Genomic DNA, 18,678 nt, shown 5'->3' with positions numbered 1-18,678 from the left:
TGAAGCAAAGACGAGGCCTTCAAAAGGTCGATATTGCCGAAAACGTTGGTAAGAACGGCCGTATCAGTCGGGATCTAGGGGTGGATCCCGCTTCCTGCGGGAAGAACGGAATGCGGTTCAGGCCTTTCCAACGTCGCTCTACGGAGTTTGTGTATCAAGGTGATACAACTCCAGTGGAACGAACAGGAGATAACACATGACAGAATCAATTGCAGGCAAGGCGTCGGATCTTCTCGTTGAACTGACCGCCGATATTGTTGCTGCTTATGTCAGCAATCACGTTGTACCGGTCGGCGATCTTGCCGGCCTGATCTCGGATGTTCATGGCGCATTGAACAATACGGCGTCGCCGGTTGCGGTTCCCGCCACCGTTGAAAAGCCGAAGCCGCCCGTGCCGATCCGCAAGTCGATCGAAGACGACTACCTGATCTGCCTGGAAGACGGCCAGAAGTTCAAGTCGCTGAAGCGCCACCTGATGACCCATTACAACATGACGCCGGAAGAATATCGCGAAAAGTGGGGCCTGCCGTCCGACTATCCGATGGTGGCACCGGCCTATGCCGAAGCCCGTTCGCGCCTTGCCAAGGAAATGGGCCTCGGCCAGCGCCGCAAGCGCGCCAAGTAAGTCGCGCCAGTAAACAGCGCCGAATAACCGCGCTGTTTTGACATTCACCGGTGCTGGCTCTGAGGCCAGCACACGGTTTCCTTCCGTCGCATGCGAGCTTTTTCGCACGTTGCGCGCCCGGACCAGGCAACCTGGCCGGCGAGATTTTTGGCGAAGATGGTCCAGCAGTGAAGGCGGGCGACACCGTCGTGTACACCGCAGGTCAGCATGCTCCGCTCGCTGGTCGTTGTCCTGACGACGGCTCTATACCTCATTGTCTTTGCGCACCAGCGCCCTTGCCGCAACGGTGGAAGCGGCCGGCATCGAACGGTTGATACATCTGCCGCGTCCAGCCCTCTAGTCCCTTTGTCCTACCTGCCGATCCCTTGGGCAGTGCCCGTTCCCGCTCCGTTGCGCCTCACGTTCGATCGACGGCTGAGGGTCGCGCAAGGCCGCGCCCATGCGCGATTGCCGCCGCATAGCAGGCCCTCTGCCGACTGATCCGGACGAGAGGCAGAAGAGCAGCGATCGCGGAGGCGGCTTCCGAGGGTGAGGAAAATAATCCCATACTTTTCACGCGCCGGACGAAATAGTTCACGAAAAACAATGGGAAATTTCTGAGCAGGGCTTTCGTTCATCCCCGCTCTGTGCATAGGGTGTATGAATTAATTCCTATAAAAGGAGTTGTTCATGTCTCTTGAAGCAAAATCGGAGGCCTTTGTGTCCCCCCGCCCTGGCCCTCCCATCGCCCATGGCGGTGCGGCCCTTGCCGTCCCCGATGAGGGGCCGGTGTCTGATCTTGCCGGCCAGGCGCAGGCAGAAGGCGATGCGACTGGCCTCTCGGATCCGGTGCCGCTTGCCTTGCCCTCTGCCATGCCGCCGCAGCGGGCCTGCGGCGTCGTGCGCCACCTCGTCGGCGAGGTGCTGATGCTGATGGGCGACCGCCCGCAGATGCGGCGCGACCGTCGCCGCGCGCTCATCCATATCCGCCAGATCTCCATGTATGTCTGCCATGTGTCGCTCGGCATCCCGCAGAGCGAGATCGGCGAGGCCTTCGGTCGCGATCGCACCACCGTCGGCCATGCCTGCGCCGTGGTGGAGGAGCGGCGTGAAAATGCCGCCTTCGACGATTTTGTCGCCACCATCGAGCGGATCGCGAACGCCATGTTCGGGTTGAGCGAGGTGCCGCGGCATGACTAGGCAAGGCGACGCGCCCGAAAGCGGGCTTTTGCAGCCGAGCCGCCCGCTGTTGCGCCTCCTGCGCCAGGTCTCGCGCGGCACCTGCAGGATCGAGCCGGGCGAAGGGACAGCGGAGGTGATCCTCTCGCGCGGCGATGTCCGTCACAGGCATCCCGCGCGGCTGATCGAGGCGGCGGTGACGGCAGGTCTTGCCGAGCGGCGGGGCACGGAACTTCTCCGCCGCCCCGAAACCCTGACCTATCTGCGCCGGCATCTGGGTGATCCGGGCTCGCCCGACGCAGATCAGATGAACAAAGCCTTCGCCGCGGGAAAACACTCTACCGGGACGGCCAGTGGCAGGGCCGGGAGCGGACATCCGCCTGAAAGCCTGACGGCGGACATCTCTTCCGAAACAGCCAAAAATCTCTATGGTGACCAGCACCGCGATATCGTTCCCGACACGGTGGCGCTGGACGACGGGCGGCGCGAAACCGTGCGGCGCAACCGCCTGGAATCGCCGCTGTCAGCGCTTGTTCGTCTGAAGGACCGCGACGGCGCGCCGTTTCTGAGCGCCGATGCCATCGCCGCCGGCGAGCGGCTGGCGTGCGATTTCGACCGCGGCCATCTGCAGCCCGGCATCACCGCCCGCTGGGAACCGCGGCTGTCGGTGCGCGGCAAGGGCGGGGCAGGGGGCAAGGTGGAGCTTGCCGAAAGCGCTATGGCGGCAAGGACGCGCGTCAACCGCGCCATCGATGCCATGGGGCCGGAGCTTGCCGGCGTGGCGCTCGATATCTGCTGCTTCGAAAAAGGGCTGGAACTGGTGGAGCGGGAGCGCGGCTGGCCGGTGCGTTCGGCAAAGCTGATGCTGCGCACCGCACTTCTGGCGCTTGCCCGCCATTATGCGCCGCCACCGGTGCGGGCCGGCACCCGCAGTTGGGGTGCGGACGGTTTTCGCCCGCAGCTTTGACGGCAGGAGTTTGCGGTCGCGGGAAGGCGAGGGTGGACGAAGGCGGTGGAAGAGGGGTCGAAGGCCGGGAGGGCCGATGCGCAAAGGCGCGCACCGGCCGCCTTACCCATCAGGCGGCCGCTGCCAGCCGGGCTTCGTCGCGAATGCGCTTCACCATCGAACGCAGCCCGTTCGCCCGCTGCGCCGACAGGTTTTCCACGAGCCCGATGCGGTTGAACGTGTCGATGACGTCATGCTCGGCGATCTCGGAGGCATGCTTGCCGGAATAGGCGGCCAGCACGATGGCCACCAGACCGCGCACGATATGGGCGTCCGAATCCCCTTCGAAAGTCAGAACCGGATCCTCGCCTTCGCCGCGATGGGACACGAGCCAGACCTGGCTTGCGCAGCCGTTCACCTTGTTCTGCGCCGTCCTCTTGTCCTCGGACAGGTCCGGCAGCGCCTTGCCGAGCTCGATGACATAGCGATAGCGGTCTTCCCATTCCTCCAGATAGGCGAAATCGTCGATGATCTGGTCGATGCCGGGAAGGGAAGGGGTCGTCATGCAAGGCTCCAGCTTTGGGCTCACCCCTTCACGCCGCATCGGGCGGAACGGGCCTCAGTCACGTCACGGTCCCAAGCGGAAGGCGTCGCCGCAGGATGGCTACGCGGTCTTGGGTTTGAGCCTTCATATAGGGACCAAAGCCCGTGACGGAAACGAAAAAGAGGAAAGCTGAGCCGAAGGGCGCGATAGGGGGGACGCGCATGCGTTAGTGCAGCGGGCGCTTCAGCGGCACCGGCACGGAACCGGTCGACAGGCCGTCGCCGGTCGCGGCCGCCTGGCCAAAGTTCTGGTTGCTCACCAGCTTGTCGGGCATGGGCTGGCGCACGGCCTGGCCGAGGGCATCGGGCTTTGCTGTCTCGCCGCTGGAGAACTGGCTGTCGAGCAATTCAAAGGCAACGCGGGCGCCTTCCTTGGCGCGGTAGCCAAGAGCAGTGAAGGTTTCGGCACCTTTTTCGCAGACATCCGGCTTCTGGACGCAGAGCGCGCTGACATAGTGATAGGCATCGGTTAACGCCGACAGCGTGTCGGTCAGCGGAACCGGCTTCTCGTCGGGCGCAGCGATGTGCGGGTTCGTGCTGAAATAAGACAGCACCACCAGACCCATCGCAAAGAACACGCTACCCTTGATCAGAAACCACATCCGCCTTCACCTGCCCGCTTCAGAAGCCCTCCGGTCTCACCCGGAACCCTGTCGTGAAGCTTAGGAACATTGGAAAAACACGCCGTTACAACGCCCGCTAAAGTTTAATCGCAATTTGATCTGCATTTTAAATATCCGCCGCCCAAACCCTTTCAAGCGGCATTTCAATCAAACTTTACACGTTCATGTTCACCATAAATATGGCAGTTGTGCCAAAAAACAATCGGATTCTTTCCGGCGCCTGCGTCAAAACCTAACACGATCGATAAAACTGAAAAAGTTCCAATGCTTACGCCCTGTTAACCATATTGGAAACTGCATCGTACCGAAACAGCCAAAGCGCCGGTTTGGCGGCTTTCGGAGCCTTCGCGGCGGCGATTTTTATAGTTTCCTTAAGTCGATGACGCCTATGGTCGGGCCTCACAGAGTTCGCGGTAAGGTATAGGCGTGCGCGTATTCAATTCCATCGGCGCAAGGGCAATCCAGGGTCTGGATCATCTGGCGCTCGGCTGGCTGCAGCAGCTTGGCGATCGCGATGCACCGCGTGCATCCGACGTGACGACACTGCGCGTGGTGGCGGGCGCGGGGATTGCCTGCCTTGTCGCCGTGCCGTCGACGCTCGCCCTTGTCGTCAGTCCAGCCCTTGCGCTGCCGCTTGGGGCCGCGGTCGTGATGGCCGGCATGCTCTCCGTTTCCGCCGCCGCCCTTGCCCTGTCCAGGCTTTGCCGCAGCGAGCCGGCGGATGTGGCCGCCGAGCCGACTGACATCTCCGATCTTGTCTTTGAAGCCTGCCCCGGCGTTGTTTTTGCCTGCGATCCGCAGGGAAACATCCTGCGCACCGGCGGCCGCGACCGCTATCTCCTGCCGTCTGCGCTGAGCGAGCGCCAGGGGCTGGTCCTTGCCGAACTCGTGCATGTCTCGGATCGCATTACCGTTCTGCAGGCGTTGGACAGCCTGCGCCAGGGGGAGGCGTCTGCCGTTGCGGATGTGCGCATCGAGCAGGGCATGTGCCCCATCGGCGGCCGGCAGTTTCTGGCGGTGCGGCTCGACCTGTCGCCGATTGCCGGCAGCGACGGGTGCCTGCAGCAGGTTCTGGTGCAACTGACCGACATGTCCGAAGAGCAGTGCCTGCGCGACGAGGTGGAAGCCTGCGCCATCGAAGTGCAATCGGCCAATGAGGCGAAATCGCGCTTCCTCGCCGCCGTCAGCCATGAAATGCGCACGCCGCTCAATGCCATTCTGGGCTTCTCCGATGTGCTGGCGGGCGAATATTTCGGCCGGCTGGAAAATGACCGTCAGCGGGAATATGTGGCGCTGATCCGCCAGTCGGGGGCGCATCTTCTCTCCGTCGTCAACACCATGCTGGATATGAGCCGCATAGAGGCCGGCCGCTATGCGCTGCTGACCGAGCCGTTCCGGATTGCGGACGCAGTGGAAAGCTGCCGGGCGATGCTCGACCTGCAGGCCCGCACCAAGGGCGTCACGCTTGCCACCCGCATCGCGCGCGGGCTGGGCGATGTGGTGGCGGATCGCCGCGCCGTGCAGCAGATCCTCATCAATCTTGCCGGCAATGCCATCAAGTTTACCGAGGCCGGCGGCGCCGTGACCATCGATGCGCTTGCGGAAGAGGGTCTGCTGAAGCTCATCGTCAGCGATACCGGCATCGGTATTGCAAGCGACAAGATCGAGCTTCTCGGCCAGCCCTTCATGCAGGTGGAAGGCAACCTTGCCCGCGCCTATGAGGGAACCGGGCTTGGCCTGTCGCTGGTCAAGGGCCTCGTCTCTCTGCACGGTGGACAGATGCGCATCGAAAGTCGCCTTGGCGAGGGAACTGTGGTAACGGTGAGCTTTCCACTCGATGGAAAACCGGCCGATGAGCGGCCGCTCGACGGTGCGGATGCGCCGGACGGCCTGCCACGGAGCGTGGAGCCGCTGGAGTTTCCGCCACGCCTGCGCCAACCGGCAAAGGGCAGCGTAACGGGTAGACAGGGATTGGCGCATGACCGCGCGAAAGCGAAAACCGGCTGAACGCAGACGGGCGCCGGCCAAGCGGCCGGGTCTTGTCCTGCGGGCCCTTTCGGGGGTGGCAGGGCTTGGCGCGCGTTATCCGCGCACGCTCGGCGGAAGCACCGCGCTTTTCGTGATCTTTTCCTTCATCGCCGCCAATGCGCTCTGGTATCAACCGCGCAACCATCCCCATCCCTTCCTCGCCACGCGCGATCCGCTGGATCCGAACGCGATTGCCGGCTATCGGCCGCAGCGGCGCGCAGCGCCCGAAACCGTCACGACATTCCGCATCGAGCGGGCAGCGGATCTGCCGACTGACGAGGTGGCGGGCGCCCCGGCATCGCCGTCTACGGATCCTTCCGGGACAGGCGCACGCGGGACGTCCGGCCATGCCGCGCCGATGACACCACAGACGGTGATCAGCGACGATACGCCGGCTGCCGGTGCCTCGGTCGTTCCGCTGCCGCGCCCCGCTGTGGCGAATGCGGCGCCCGCCGGCGCTGTGGCCCCGGCTGCAAAATCGGCCGGCGCACACGCCCCTGCCGATGCCGATCCGGTGGCTGCGGCCATCCGGGCTGCCGGAAATCTGCCGGTGCCGGTTGCCCGCACCGGGTCAGGCGCCACCCCTTCACCGGCTGGCCAATCTCAGCGGCCGTCCTCTCCGAAAGCCGCCCTTGCCCAATCGGTCGGCGTGCCGCCCGCCGACATTCCGGCCGCATCCCGTGCCAGCAAGGCGCGCGAGAGCGCCGATCTCAAGGCCATGCCGGTTTCGATGGGCTCGCAAGCCGAGCTTGTTCTGCAGATCCAGCAGGGCCTCTCCAACATCGCCTATTCGGATGTTTCGATCGATGGTGTTGCTGGCGAGCAGACCCGTGCCGCCATCCGCCACTTCCAGAAGCATTACCGCCTGCCGGTGGACGGTGAGCCCTCCGAGGCGGTGCTGGCCAAGCTGAAATCCATCGGCGCGCTGTAACGCCGGCTTCGCGACACTTGGTATAAGGCGCTGGCCTTATTTCGGGTGTTCCTGGGCAAAGACCAGCATGGTCCAGATGACGGGGCCAAGCACTGTATGCTGGTGATGGCTGTTCGGCAGCGGCTGACCTTTTGCGACGGCAATCTCGTCGCCACAGTTCTTGCAGCGATAGATGCCGGCATTCGGCGGCGTCTGGCCCGGCAGCCACTGCTTGTCGAAGGCCGGAACATTGGTCTGGACCAGATGCTCGTCATATTTGTATTTCGCCATGTCACCTCCTGGTTCGGGATGCGGAGCCTGCGGCTTTCCCTGCCATAGCGGTCGAAGCTTGCCCGAGGCGCGAGGCGCGCGATGCGAGATGCGGGGGGCGGCGCCGGCATTTCCTTTGCCTTCAAAAGCCTCTAAAGCGTAACCTCATGCGTTTGAGATCCGATATCTTTGTGGCAGCGCTCACCCGCCGCGTGTTTTCGCAAGGCGGCTTTGCCGCCGTCGAACAGCGTGGCGCCGATCAGGCCGGCGCCATCTTCGTGCGCCTGCGTTTTCGCGACGGCCGCGAGGATCTGTATGGCCCGGCGCCGCAGATGATGATCGAGGAGGATGGGGAGCGGCGTTTCGAAAAGCGCCTGAGCCTTGCCGAGCGGGACGAGGTGGATGCGGCAATCGCGCGCGAGCGCCGCTTCGACAGCGATCTCTGGCTGGTGGAAATCGAAACGGATGCGCTGGGCGACCTGCTGACGGTGATCGACGGGACGTGATCAGCGGGCGGCGCGCAGGCGGGGGACGGGTGTGGCCTCGGTGCGGATGACCGTGCCGCGATTGGCCGGCGCAGTGCCGGCAAAACCCTGATCTTCGGCGCCGGTTGCCGGATCCGCCGTGCTGTGGCGGTCGGCGCGGCGCCAGGCTTCCACGCGCCGTGCGCATTCGTCTTCCTGCAGCGATTGCCACAGGATCCGGCTGCGGCGCGTGCCGCCGATCTCTTCCTGCAGGGGCTCGTAAAAGCGCTGAAGCACGGCAAGCGCTTCGGGCTCGCGCATGCCGAGCGCCTTCAGCGTGGTCGCAAGCTGCAGGCCGGACAGATCGAGCATGATGCGTTCGGCAAGCCAGCGGCTGGCCGACAGCGTATCGGCAAGCGTGGTGGCAAAGCCATCGGCCTCGCGGGCGCGGGCAAAACGCACCAGCAGTGCCTCCTGCACGTCGGTCAACGTGCGCAGCCCCAGCCGATCCTCCGGGGCGCGGTGAAGATGGGCTGCCATGCGCTTGATCTGCTGGCGAAGAACCTCTTCGCGCTCACGGCGCGCCTCGGCTTCTGCCTCCTCGGCCGTCCGCTCCGGCGGGGCAACATCCGGCAGGCTTACGTCTGTCAGGCTGGCGTCTGGCGTTCCTTGCGTGCCGGCAGCCAGCTGGCCGGTCAGATCGTCCTGGATCTCTGCCACCGTCTGGCGGGCGTGGCGCATGCCGACCAGCGCATCGATCACCATCGGCGACAGGTTTTCGCGCCGCACGATGGCGCGGGCATGTTCTGCCCCCTGCATGCGGGCAATGGCAATCAGCGTCTCGTCGTCGAGGCAGGCGGAACTGACGAGGAAGGGGGCGGCAATGGAGATCGGCTGGCTGGAAATGAAAAAGGCAACGGCCGGCGGCACATGACGCGACTGCGACAGAGCCGCCACCGCCTGGCGTCTTGCCTCGTCGCTGGAGGCGTGAAACAGCGGCAGGAACAGCTCGGCGAATTGGCGCAGTTCGGATCGTGTCGGATGCTCGAGTTCCTCGAAACTCGTGACGGTCGCCATGAGCACCACATCCTTCCTGCGCATGGCCTGCGGCCTTTCAAGTTCACGATACCGATCCACGGTCATATCCACCGACGCACTACACAAGATACAGACTTCAAGGTTCGGCGTGGCGGGGACCGCCACGAAGATGCTCATGCGGGCATGCCGGCCGAAGGAAGCACTGGGGCGGCCGACAGGCGGCGCGGCACGGCGTCCTTCACATTCCGGCATGGTTAAAAACACGCTACCGGAACGAGGTTAATGTCTGGTGAAGGAGTGTGGCAGAGCGGGACTTATCCCCAGCCGCCGTTTCAAAGCGCGGCAGCGATTTTTACCGACACGTGCCGTCCTCTTTGATGCGCATGAGGGGATTACGCCGACGATCGCGCGGCAGGACAGGCAGGGCAGCGGCGAAACGGCCCTAGGGAAAGCCCGGCAACATCGCTCTCCCCAAGTTCTTACGGGTGCGCCGGGGTTTATGAGCATTTACTTGTCGTTAACCTGCCTGTGGCCCAATCCGCGACAGACAGCATGACACGAATCAAGGCCGTTCGGGCCTGGATGAGGGCTTAAAATAGCTTTGCAGCGCGGCAAGAGACCCGGTTTGAACCCGGTCGCCTGTCCCGCTCCATCCTGGTGAAACCGCCTGCCGTTTCATGTGTTGTTGGAGTCGCTGGTGCCTGTGGCAGAATTTGCCACAGGCCCGACGAGAAAGGCGCAGAATGCCTCTTGAGGAGGATGCGCCGGCCCCTTGCGGGCAGGGTGAAATCGGTTCTTGTCCTTCATCCGTCTCGAACCCTTTTGAGGAGACGAGCATGGCAGAAATTGTTTGCATGAACACATGGCGGCATGCCCACCCGCAGCGGGGACCATTGTCGCAGCGGCAGGACAAGACGGTGGTGACCACCCGATCGGGCGCGGCCTTGCTGATGTTTACCGGCGTGCGCTACGAGCGGCCGGCGGAGCTGACGCATCGCGTCCTCGATGAGACGGCGCTGCGCCTCGACAGCCATTGAGCGCTGCCGCGGGGATTTTAAGGTGCGCGTTGCGTTAATGGGTCAGCGCAGTTCCACGGGGCTGCAATCCGCCCCGGCGAGAAACTGTGTCGTCATCGGCCTGTAGCTCGCCTGAGGCGCCATGGCACGCAGCACCGCATAGCCCTGGACGGCGCGGGTTTCGACAATGATCGATTGCGCAAGCGGCGAAGGCTGCGCCTTGCGCAGGGCCGTTGCCTGCACCGGCGTTGCCAGCAGCACATCGAGCCCGCTTCCGACCGAGGTGCGGTCGTTGATGCTGAAGATCTCGTTTGAGGCGCTGTCGAACGCGGAGAGCGACCAGAAGGGCAGGGCGCCGCGGGCCGTCAGCCGCACCGGATTTTCCGACAGATCAAAGGCGCAGACCGCCAGATCCAGAAACGGATCGGTCTTTTGCAGGCCGGCGGCATCCTCCCGCGCGGCAAGCGCATGAAAGCGGTGCGGCGGCCCTTCGCCGAGCACCCGGCTATAGGCATCGCGTTCGCTGAAGGCCGGCAGCGACAGGATGATGACGAGATGCAGCAGGCCCGCCCCGACAAGCCCGATGATGACGGCCAGCATAAGCTTAAGCATGGGCGCATCCGATGCGGTCGATGCGCGGCATGGCAAGGTCGATGAGGCCGGAACTGCCGGCAGTCGGCGTGTCGAGCAGGGTCAGCGTCAGATAAAACGGTCCGTCCCGCGGCACCGCCAGCCAGTTTCCGGCGCTGGCGTCTGGCGACAGCGTGATAATGAAGGCGCCCGTTGCATCGCGCAGAACCGTGCGTGAATTGAGCGCCACCGGCAGATCCTGACCGGTCAGCGGCGCCGCGCCCTTGACGGTGGCCGCAAACAGCGTCCAGGCGCGGGCCACCGGCGTCTGGCCGGAGAGGAGATAGGTGCAGCGGCCAGACAGCCGCTGACCGGTCTGGTCGACACTTGCGGTAAAGCTCAAGCCCTCGGCCGTGCCATAGAGCAGGCGGCCGCCATTGGCGCGGTGCGCCTTGGCATAAGGATCGGCATCTGCCGTCTGCGCCTGCGGAAACGCCTCCCAGGCCCCGAGCCTGATCGCGCCGAAGCCGGTGGTGGCATCGAGCGCCACCAGCGTCGACCAGATGCCACCGCCAAAGGCGACGACCAGCGCGACGAGCACGAGAAAGGGAAGGCGAAACAAGCGCGGCAAAACCTTTTGCAAATCAGCTCAGACGGATAGCACTGTTTACGGGTCGAGAAAATGGCGAAGGGAGCGTTTGCCATTGATAAGGCGATGCGTCATTCTGGAGATCCGGAAGCGCCTCACATGTCGAAATCGTCGATTATCATGGCTGATGACGAACTCTTGCCCAACCCGCATCCGGGCGAAATCCTGCTGGAGGAGTTCTTCAAGCCCATGGGGCTCAGCCAGTACGGGCTTGCCCGCGCCATTACCGTGCCGCCGCGCCGGATCAACGAGATCGTGCTTGGAAAGCGGGCGGTGACGGCCGACACGGATCTTCGGCTGGCGCGTCTGTTTGGCATGTCCGACGGTTTTTTTCTCGGCCTGCAGAGCGATTACGACCTGATGAACCGCCGCCGCGCGCTTGGGGCACAACTGCAGCGTATCCAGCCCTGCGCTGCGTGAGGTGAGCGCATCCCCTTCGCCTCAAGTCAAGGTTCCAGCGGTGTCGCTCAAAGCCCCACGGCTTTGCGCAATGCATCATTCATGCGCGCCTGCCAGCCTTTCCCGCTCTCGCGAAAGCGGGCAACTACCTCTTCGTCAAGCCTTAGCGTTACCTGCTTTTTGGGGTTTTCCACGACCGGGCGCCCACGCCCTCTCCGTTGCTCTTCTATGGCTTTGAAGAACGCTTCCGGAAGAACTTCGCGCGCAGGGCGCATCGCATCCAGTTCCGCATCGGTCAGTTCCGGAAAATCGACGCTATCCCATTCGTCGCGGCTATACTCTGTGTTAGCGGGCGGGGTCTTTACTGCCGGTGTCCTTGCCATACCAGTCTCCTTGCTTCCTTGGCGCTGGCTGGGCGAAAGCTGATAATCGAGATTGCCTCAGTACCTAGGTTGGCGAAAATCACGGCCGCAGTTCCATCCCGGAAATAGCCGATCGCTTTCAGTCGCCGTTTCCCGTTGGCGTCGGGCTTGGCATCTTCCACCAGCGCGGTGGTCCAATCGAGGTCGACAACATCCGCAAAATCCAGACCATGCCTGGAAAGATTGATCAGTCTCTTGCGCTCGTCCCACACGACTTTCATGATTTAATGTAGCTACATTAAATTGGCTTTGCAAGGTTTTTGAAAGCCCGGGCGGTCATTGCCGGAGATTCCCTCACGGCGCGCCCTTCACCTTCACCACCTGCGCCTTGCCGCCGGCAAGCGTCTGCGGCGGGGCCTTCAGCGGAGGGGCGGCTGCGAAGGACTGGGCGAGGCGGCGCAGGAGGCGGGTGGTATCGGCAGAGAGCGAGCGGGGGCGGGACAGCGCCGGCAGGCCGTTTGCCTCGCCCTTGTCGGCGAGCGCCGGACCCTTGACATGGGTGCCGGAAGGCAACGGATTGTCGATGCCCGGAATGGGTTTCAGCTCGATGCCCTGATGGGCGTAGTCCATCAGCTTCTTGAAGGTCATGGCCGGCAGCGAGCCGCCGGTCATGTTGTTCATCGAGGTGAAATCATCGTTTCCGAACCAGACGGCGGCGGTGTAATTGCCGGTAAAGCCGATGAACCAGGCATCGCGGTAGCTCTGCGAGGTGCCGGTCTTGCCGCCGGTGACGATGCCGCCGTCGAGGGCTGCGCGCTTGGCGGTGCCGATAACCGGGATCTGGGTAAGGATGCGGTTCATCGACGATGTGGCCTGCTCGGAGACGATGCGGACTGGCGCCGGTTCGTCGCGCTCGAAATCGTAAAGCACGTCGCCGTCGTAATCGACCACCTGCGCCACCCCGTGCCGGCGTGACTGCACGCCGCCGGCCGGCATCACCGCATAGGCGGTCGCCTGATCCATCACGGTGACTTCCGACGTGCCGAGCGGAATCGTCTTGTCGGTGCGAAGCGCCGTCTCGACGCCCATTTTCCTCGCCGTTTCCGCAATGATTTCCGTGCCGAGCTCCTCCTTGGCAAGGCGCACCGGCACCGTGTTCAAGGATTGCGCCATGGCCGACAGAAGCGTGACGCGGCCCTTGTAGGAGCGGGCATAATTTTGCGGCGACCAGCCGCGCCAGGTGATCGGCGCGTCCGAAATCATCGTTTCCGGTGTAAAACCCTTCTCCATGGCGGCCGTATAGGTATAGAGCTTGAAGGAGGAGCCCGGCTGGCGCAGCGCCTTGGTGGCGCGGTTGAACTGGCTTTCGCCATAGTCGCGCCCGCCGACCATGGCGCGCACGGCACCGCCGTTTTCGATCATCACCAGCGCGCCCTGCTTGACGCGGTAGCTCTCGCCATATTCGCGAAGGCCCGATTCCATCGCCTCTTCGGCGGCCTGCTGCAGGCCCATGTCGATGGTGGTGCGCACGATGACGGAATGCTTCTTCAGCTTGCCGGCATCGGCAAGTTTCTGCACCTCTTCGAATGCCCAGTCGAGAAAATAGTCAGGCGCGGTGGTCGCGGCCCGGTCGATGACGCTGGCCGGGTTGCGGCGGGCAGCGATCACCTGTCCCTCGCTCATCAGCCCGCCCTGCACGAGATTGGTCAGAACCTCGTTGGCGCGGGCGCGCGCGGCGGGCAGGTTGACATGGGGAGCGTATTTCGCCGGCGCCTTGAAGAGGCCGGCAAGCATGGCAGCCTCGGCGAGGTTCACCTGCGTGATGTTCTTGCCGAAATAGAACTGCGCGGCGGCCGCCGCCCCAAAGGTTCCGCCACCCATATAGGCGCGGTCGAGATAGAGCGACAGGATTTCCTTCTTCGACAGGTTCGCTTCCAGCCAGAGCGCCAGAAAGGCTTCCTTGATCTTTCGCTCCAGCGAGCGCTCGTTGGTGAGGAAGAGGTTTTTCGCCAGCTGCTGCGTCAGCGTAGAGCCGCCCTGCACGACGCCGCCGGCCTTGGCGTTTTCATTGAGCGCGCGGGCAAGTCCTAAGAAATCGATGCCGAAATGGCTGAAGAAGCGGCGGTCTTCGGTGGCCAGAACCGCCTTCACCAGATGATCCGGCAACTGGTCGACGGGCACCGAATCCTCGTGGATGATGCCGCGATGGCCGATCGTGTTACCGTAGCGATCGAGAAACGTTACGGCAAAATCGCCGCGCGAGCGCCAGTCTTCCTTGGTTTCCTCAAAGGCCGGAAGCGCTAAGGCCAAAAGTAGCACGAAGCCGGCGGTGCCGAACGTCATCGCCTCGTCGGCGAGCTCCACCACCACGCGCTTCCAGCCGCGCACGCGAAATTTGCGGGAGAAGATGGTGATCTCTTCCCAGAGCTCGGACAGCTTGAAGCCGAGGTTCCAGACGGTGGAATCGATCCAGCTGTCGGCGCGCAGCAGAAGGTGGCGCCGGGTGCGCGGTCTCTTCGATCGTTGCGGGGGAGCGGGATCGTCCTGCACCGTGGATCTTCCTCGTCTGGACCTCAAGAGCTTGACGCTTGGCAAACAAACGACGAAAAGCCTCGGGGACTGCTTTAGGCAGCAATGGCTTATAAATGGTTGACGCGGGGTTTATGCCGCCGGCGCGAGCCATTCACAAAACCGTTCGGCAAACTATGTTCAGCCGGTGCTAAAAAAGACAAGATGGAAAATCAGTTCTGGAAAACGAAAAGCCTGGAGGCGATGAGCCAGGCGGAATGGGAAAGCCTCTGCGACGGCTGCGGTCTCTGTTGCTTGAACAAGCTGGAGGACTGGGACACCGGCGAAGTGGCCTTCACGTCCGTTGCCTGCCGGCTGCTGGACGGGGAAAGCTGTCGCTGCTCCGACTATGAGAACCGCCAGGCGACCGTTCCGGAATGCATCCAGTTGACACCGTCCGCCGTCGACGAGATCAGCTGGCTGCCGCCCACCTGCGGCTATCGGCTGGTGCGCGACGGCGAGGATCTTTACTGGTGGCACCCGCTCGTCTCCGGCAGCCCCGACACCGTCCACCAGGCCGGTATTTCGGCGAGGAACCGCACGGTGAGCGAGCTGGATGTGGATGTCGAGGATTTCGAGGACTACCTCATCGACTGGCCGCTGCATGTGGGCGAAACGGCGCAGGCGCGGCGATGAGAGTGCGCCCCGGCCAAAGAGGCTGAAGAGGCTTCGGCACGGTGATCTCCCCCCTTGTGGGGGAGATGCCTGGCAAGGCAGAGGGGGTAGCCTCTGGCGCAAACGCCGGTTTGGTTGGCATGTGGGGTAGCCTCTGGCGTGGACGCCGAGTTGGTTGGCATGCGGGGTTCACCCCCTCTGTCCTGCCGGACATCTCCCCCACAAGGGGGGAGATTGGCAGAGCGGCTGGCCGCTCGCGTCCATGGCACACCAAGTAATTAGGCGCCCATGCAATATGGGTTTTGGGTCCAAGCATGCGGCTTTCCGCCCCCCGGCCAAAGAGGCTGAAGAGGCTTCGGCACGGTGATCTCCTCCGTTGTGGGGGAGATGCCTGGCAAGGCAGAGGGGGATAACCTCTCGCGCGAACGTTGGTTTGGTTTGTATGCGGGGTTCACCCCCCTCTGTCCTGCCGGACATCTCCCCCTCAAGGGGGGAGATCGGGAGGCGGTTGGCCGCTCATCTCCATGGCAGACGAAGTGATTTACGCGTCCGCGCAATGTGGCTTTTGGACCCAAGCAACGAGGCCTTTGCGCCCCGGCCAATGAGGCTGAAGGGGCATCCGCACGCTGATCTCCCCCCTTGAGGGGGAGATGCCTGGCAAGGCAGAGGGGGGTAACCTCTGGCGCGGACGCCGGTTTGGTTGGCATGCTGGGTTCACCCCCTCTGTCCTGCCGGACATCTCCCCCACAAGGGGGGAGATCGGCAGAGCGGCTGGCCGCTCGCGTCCCTAGCGAACGAAGTGATTAGGGCCACGCAACGGTGCTTTAAGGTCCAAGCAACGAGGCCTTTGCGCCCCGGCCAATGAGGCTGAAGAGGCATCCGCACGGTGATCTCCCCCCTTGTGGGGGAGATGCCTGGCAAGGCAGAGGGGGTAGCCTCTGGCGCGGACGCTGGTTTGGTCTCATGCGGGGTTCACCCCCCTCTGTCCTGCCGGACATCTCCCCCACACGGGGGGAAATCGGCAGAGCGGTTGGCCGCTCACGTCCATGGCAAGCGGTCATCCGCCGCTCGGCCATTCCCATTTTGCGCCCGGCACCCTATGTCTTGCCCAGCCAGACACATACGGGAGGATTTTTGGTGATGGGCAAGCGGGTCATTTTTACCGGCGGCAGCGGCAAGGCGGGGCGTCATGCGGTGCCGTATCTCACGGCCAAGGGCTATGAGGTGTTCAACCTCGATCTGGTGCCCCTCGATTGCGAGGGCGTGACGACGCTGAATGTGGACCTGACCGACAGCGGGCAGGTGTTCAATGCGCTCTCCATGCATTTTGATTTTTCAGGCCTCGAAACCGGCAAGGGGCCGGCGCCGGTCGATGCGGTGGTGCATTTTGCCGCCGTGCCGCGCATTCTCCTGAAGCCCGACAACACCACCTTCGCCGCCAACACGCTCTCCACCTACAACGTCATCGAGGCGGCGATGAAGCTTGGTATCCGCAAGGTCATCATCGCTTCCAGCGAGACGACCTTTGGTGTGTGCTTTGCCGAGGGCGACAAGGATTACCACCAGTTTCCGCTCACCGAAGAGTATGATGTCGACCCGATGGACAGCTATGGCCTCTCCAAGGTGGTGAACGAAAAGACCGCCCGCGCCTTTGCCATGCGCTACAAGGCCGATATCTACGCGCTTCGCATCGGCAATGTCATCTCGCCGGAGGACTATGCGAATTTCCCGGGCTTCCTCGCCAAGCCGGAAAGCCGCAAGCGCAATGCCTGGAGCTATATCGATGCGCGCGATCTCGGCCAGATCGTCTGGCGCGGCCTTGAGACGGACGGCCTGGGGTTCCAGGTGTTCAACGCGGTCAACGACACCATCACCGCGCGCGAACCCACCCGCGAATTTTTGGCCAAATACGCCCCCGGCACGCCGATCACCGGCGAACTCGAAGGTTATGCCGCGCCGATCAGCAATGCCAAGATCCGCACCGTGCTGGGCTTTGTCGAGGAGCATGATTGGCGCAAGTATGTGAACGACTAATGAGGAACGTGTCGGGGGAAACGTAAGGGTGCCCCGCTTCTGATCTCCCCCTCAAGGGGGGAGATTGGCAGGCGGCTGGCGCTCACGTCCCCAGCAAGCGAGGTTTTTGGGGCGGCCCAGCAATGAGGCTTGTGGATCTAAGCAATGAGCATTTCTGAGCCCAGCCCAATGAAGCCGAAGAGGTTTCAGCACGGTAATCTCCCCCCTTGTGGGGGAGATGCCTGGCAAGGCAGAGGGGGTTGGCCTCTGGCGCGGACGCTGGTTTGGTCGGCATGCGGGGTTCACCCCCCTCTGTCCTGCCGGACATCTCCCCCCTCAAGGGGGGAGATCGGCAGAGCGGCTGGCCTCTCACGTCCATGGTAAACGAAGTGATTAAGCGCTCACGCAATGAGGCTTTGGGATCCAAGCAACGAGGCCTTTGCCTCTCGGCCAATGAGGCTGAAGAGGCTTCAGCACGGTGATCTCCCCCCTTGTGGGGGAGATGCCTGGCAAGGCAGAGGGGGTAGCCTCTCACGCGAAGGCCTCTTGTGTTGGCATGCGGGGTTTACCCCCTCTGTCCTGCCGGACATCTCCCCCACAAGGGGGGAGATCAGCAGAGTGGCTGTCGTTCACGTCCCCAGCTAACGAAGTTTTTACCGTCCAAGCAATGAGACTGTTTCGCCCCGGCAATGTGGCTTTTGGGTCCAAGCAACGAGGCCTTTGCACCCCGGCCAATGAGGCCGAAGAGGTTTCAGCACGGTGATCTCCCCCCTTGTGGGGGAGATGCCTGGCAAGGCAGGGGGGGGGTAACCTCTCGCGCGAAGGCCGGTTTGGTTGACGGTGTAGCGTCTGGCGCCAACGCCTGTTCGGTTACCAATGCGTCACCAAGACCCGCGCGATCACCCCGAAGAGCCACAGCCGCAAAACCCCTTGTGTTGCGCCCTGCGTTTTCGCACAACCGTGGCAGACACACGCCGGTTGCCCGATGAACACGATTCGCCGCTATCCCATTCTTGCCGCAACCCTTGCCCAGCTGATGGCGGGGGTGGTGACGTTTGGGTTGGCGGTGATGCTGGCGGGGCGGCTGGCGCCGGGAGTGGGGATGGCGGTGCTCGTTGCCGTGCAGGCCTGTGTTGCTGCGGGGGTGAGTGTCTTGCTGCGCCTGCCGGTCTGGTGGCTGTGGATTGCGCTTCTGTTTCCGCCGGCGGTTTTTCTAGGGCTTCATCTCGGCGATCTGCCGGCCTGGCCGTTTGCGGCAGGGTTCGTGCTGCTCTACCTGTTCTTTTCCAACACGGCGCGCGAGCGCGTGCCGCTCTACCTCAGCAACCGTGCGACCGCGCAGGCGCTTTGCCAGCTGATGCGCGACCGGGGGGCAGACCGCTTCATCGATCTCGGCTGCGGCTTTGGCGGCGTGGTGCGGGCGCTGAGTGCGGCGGGATTTCAGGCGTCGGGCGTCGAGACGGCGCCCATGGCCTTCATGATTGCGCGCGCGCTGTCGGCGCTGACGCACCGGGGCACGATCCGGCGGCAGGATCTGTGGGCGGCCGATCTTGCCGAGATCGATGTCGCTTACGCCTTTCTGTCGCCCGAGCCGATGGCGGCGCTTTACACAAAGGCCCGCGCCGAAATGAAGCCCGAAAGCCTGCTCGTCTCCAACAGCTTTGCCGTGGACGGTGTCGAGCCGGACGAAGTCTGGGAGCTTTCCGACCGGCGCCGCACGCAGCTCTTTCTCTATCGCATGGGATAGTTTTTGCGCCGATGCCCTTGACCTTCCCATGATGGGAAGCCCTACATGGGGCGGGTAATCCAAGGACCCCGCCC

At 63.4% G+C, this 18,678-nt stretch carries 20 protein-coding genes; 11 read left to right on the top strand and 9 right to left on the bottom strand.

Annotation, left to right across the window (positions count from 1 at the left end):
• Nucleotides 1-196 precede the first annotated feature (196 nt).
• The 3 genes from J2858_RS02295 to J2858_RS02285 all read left to right on the top strand — a co-directional run bounded on the left by J2858_RS02295 (nucleotide 197) and on the right by J2858_RS02285 (nucleotide 2,750).
• Nucleotides 197-625 (top strand): MucR family transcriptional regulator, encoded by a 429-nt coding sequence (locus J2858_RS02295; protein WP_210103121.1) that lies wholly within the window; start codon nucleotides 197-199, stop codon nucleotides 623-625.
• Between the two features lie 669 nt (nucleotides 626-1,294).
• Nucleotides 1,295-1,804 (top strand): helix-turn-helix domain-containing protein, encoded by a 510-nt coding sequence (locus J2858_RS24285; protein WP_348635435.1) that lies wholly within the window; start codon nucleotides 1,295-1,297, stop codon nucleotides 1,802-1,804.
• Entirely contained in the window at nucleotides 1,797-2,750 is a 954-nt protein-coding gene (locus J2858_RS02285; protein ID WP_210103120.1) for a DUF6456 domain-containing protein, read from the top strand. The genes J2858_RS24285 and J2858_RS02285 overlap by 8 nt, the downstream gene beginning before the upstream one ends.
• A gap of 109 nt (nucleotides 2,751-2,859) precedes the next feature.
• On the opposite strand, the gene J2858_RS02280 is transcribed toward J2858_RS02285, so the two are convergent.
• The gene (locus tag J2858_RS02280) at nucleotides 2,860-3,294 is read right to left on the bottom strand and encodes a SufE family protein (RefSeq protein ID WP_210103119.1); all 435 of its coding nucleotides are present in this window, start codon (nucleotides 3,292-3,294) and stop codon (nucleotides 2,860-2,862) included.
• A gap of 205 nt (nucleotides 3,295-3,499) precedes the next feature.
• Nucleotides 3,500-3,934, bottom strand: a complete 435-nt coding sequence (locus tag J2858_RS02275; RefSeq protein ID WP_210103118.1) for a DUF5330 domain-containing protein — start codon at nucleotides 3,932-3,934, stop codon at nucleotides 3,500-3,502.
• 447 nt (nucleotides 3,935-4,381) lie between these two features.
• Here J2858_RS02275 and J2858_RS24280 point away from each other — a divergent pair, with 447 nt between their 5' ends.
• Both J2858_RS24280 and J2858_RS02265 read left to right on the top strand, forming a co-directional pair.
• Complete coding sequence (locus J2858_RS24280) at nucleotides 4,382-5,962, top strand: sensor histidine kinase (protein WP_210103117.1); 1,581 nt, start codon at nucleotides 4,382-4,384, stop codon at nucleotides 5,960-5,962.
• Nucleotides 5,934-6,914, top strand: a complete 981-nt coding sequence (locus J2858_RS02265; RefSeq protein WP_210103116.1) for a peptidoglycan-binding domain-containing protein — start codon at nucleotides 5,934-5,936, stop codon at nucleotides 6,912-6,914. Before J2858_RS24280 ends, J2858_RS02265 begins: the two co-directional genes overlap by 29 nt.
• A gap of 36 nt (nucleotides 6,915-6,950) precedes the next feature.
• Here the strand turns inward: J2858_RS02265 and J2858_RS02260 are convergent, their stop codons facing one another.
• Nucleotides 6,951-7,184 carry a hypothetical protein gene (locus J2858_RS02260; protein ID WP_210103115.1) on the bottom strand — a complete coding sequence of 78 codons (234 nt, stop codon included), beginning with the start codon at nucleotides 7,182-7,184 and terminating at the stop codon, nucleotides 6,951-6,953.
• A gap of 146 nt (nucleotides 7,185-7,330) precedes the next feature.
• Between J2858_RS02260 and J2858_RS02255 the strand changes: the two genes are divergently transcribed.
• Entirely contained in the window at nucleotides 7,331-7,669 is a 339-nt protein-coding gene (locus J2858_RS02255; RefSeq protein WP_210103114.1) for a DUF1491 family protein, read from the top strand.
• On the opposite strand, the gene J2858_RS02250 is transcribed toward J2858_RS02255, so the two are convergent.
• A complete protein-coding gene (locus tag J2858_RS02250) occupies nucleotides 7,670-8,770 on the bottom strand; it encodes a DUF2336 domain-containing protein (protein WP_432443229.1) in 1,101 nt (366 codons plus the stop codon).
• Nucleotides 8,771-9,501: 731 nt separating this feature from the next.
• On the opposite strand from J2858_RS02250, the gene J2858_RS02245 reads away from it, so the two are divergent.
• Nucleotides 9,502-9,702: a hypothetical protein gene (locus J2858_RS02245; protein WP_210103112.1), complete on the top strand. Its 201-nt coding sequence runs from the start codon at nucleotides 9,502-9,504 to the stop codon at nucleotides 9,700-9,702.
• Nucleotides 9,703-9,744: 42 nt separating this feature from the next.
• Here the strand turns inward: J2858_RS02245 and J2858_RS02240 are convergent, their stop codons facing one another.
• Together J2858_RS02240 and J2858_RS02235 are read right to left on the bottom strand one after the other, a co-directional pair.
• On the bottom strand, nucleotides 9,745-10,293 hold the full coding sequence (locus J2858_RS02240; RefSeq protein WP_210103111.1) for a DUF1254 domain-containing protein: 549 nt from the start codon (nucleotides 10,291-10,293) through the stop codon (nucleotides 9,745-9,747).
• The gene (locus J2858_RS02235) at nucleotides 10,286-10,873 is read right to left on the bottom strand and encodes a DUF1214 domain-containing protein (protein ID WP_210103110.1); all 588 of its coding nucleotides are present in this window, start codon (nucleotides 10,871-10,873) and stop codon (nucleotides 10,286-10,288) included. The genes J2858_RS02240 and J2858_RS02235 overlap by 8 nt, the downstream gene beginning before the upstream one ends.
• A gap of 126 nt (nucleotides 10,874-10,999) precedes the next feature.
• Here J2858_RS02235 and J2858_RS02230 point away from each other — a divergent pair, with 126 nt between their 5' ends.
• Entirely contained in the window at nucleotides 11,000-11,320 is a 321-nt protein-coding gene (locus tag J2858_RS02230) for a HigA family addiction module antitoxin (protein ID WP_210103109.1), read from the top strand.
• 47 nt (nucleotides 11,321-11,367) lie between these two features.
• On the opposite strand, the gene J2858_RS02225 is transcribed toward J2858_RS02230, so the two are convergent.
• From J2858_RS02225 to J2858_RS02215, 3 genes are all read right to left on the bottom strand, one after another.
• A complete protein-coding gene (locus J2858_RS02225; RefSeq protein ID WP_210103108.1) occupies nucleotides 11,368-11,682 on the bottom strand; it encodes a BrnA antitoxin family protein in 315 nt (104 codons plus the stop codon).
• A complete protein-coding gene (locus J2858_RS02220) occupies nucleotides 11,661-11,942 on the bottom strand; it encodes a BrnT family toxin (RefSeq protein WP_210103107.1) in 282 nt (93 codons plus the stop codon). Before J2858_RS02220 ends, J2858_RS02225 begins: the two co-directional genes overlap by 22 nt.
• A 73-nt stretch (nucleotides 11,943-12,015) precedes the next feature.
• On the bottom strand, nucleotides 12,016-14,211 hold the full coding sequence (locus tag J2858_RS02215) for a transglycosylase domain-containing protein (RefSeq protein WP_210103106.1): 2,196 nt from the start codon (nucleotides 14,209-14,211) through the stop codon (nucleotides 12,016-12,018).
• Nucleotides 14,212-14,394: 183 nt separating this feature from the next.
• On the opposite strand from J2858_RS02215, the gene J2858_RS02210 reads away from it, so the two are divergent.
• From J2858_RS02210 to J2858_RS02200, 3 genes are all read left to right on the top strand, one after another.
• Nucleotides 14,395-14,865 carry a YcgN family cysteine cluster protein gene (locus tag J2858_RS02210; protein WP_210103105.1) on the top strand — a complete coding sequence of 157 codons (471 nt, stop codon included), beginning with the start codon at nucleotides 14,395-14,397 and terminating at the stop codon, nucleotides 14,863-14,865.
• 1,119 nt (nucleotides 14,866-15,984) lie between these two features.
• Complete coding sequence (locus J2858_RS02205; RefSeq protein ID WP_210103104.1) at nucleotides 15,985-16,878, top strand: NAD-dependent epimerase/dehydratase family protein; 894 nt, start codon at nucleotides 15,985-15,987, stop codon at nucleotides 16,876-16,878.
• Between the two features lie 964 nt (nucleotides 16,879-17,842).
• Nucleotides 17,843-18,604: a hypothetical protein gene (locus J2858_RS02200; RefSeq protein ID WP_210103103.1), complete on the top strand. Its 762-nt coding sequence runs from the start codon at nucleotides 17,843-17,845 to the stop codon at nucleotides 18,602-18,604.
• Nucleotides 18,605-18,678 lie beyond the last annotated feature (74 nt).

Origin of the sequence: Neorhizobium galegae (genome assembly GCF_017877135.1) — a bacterium.
Lineage (GTDB): Bacteria > Pseudomonadota > Alphaproteobacteria > Rhizobiales > Rhizobiaceae > Neorhizobium > Neorhizobium galegae_A.
This window is presented reverse-complemented; position numbering and strand designations above follow the sequence as displayed.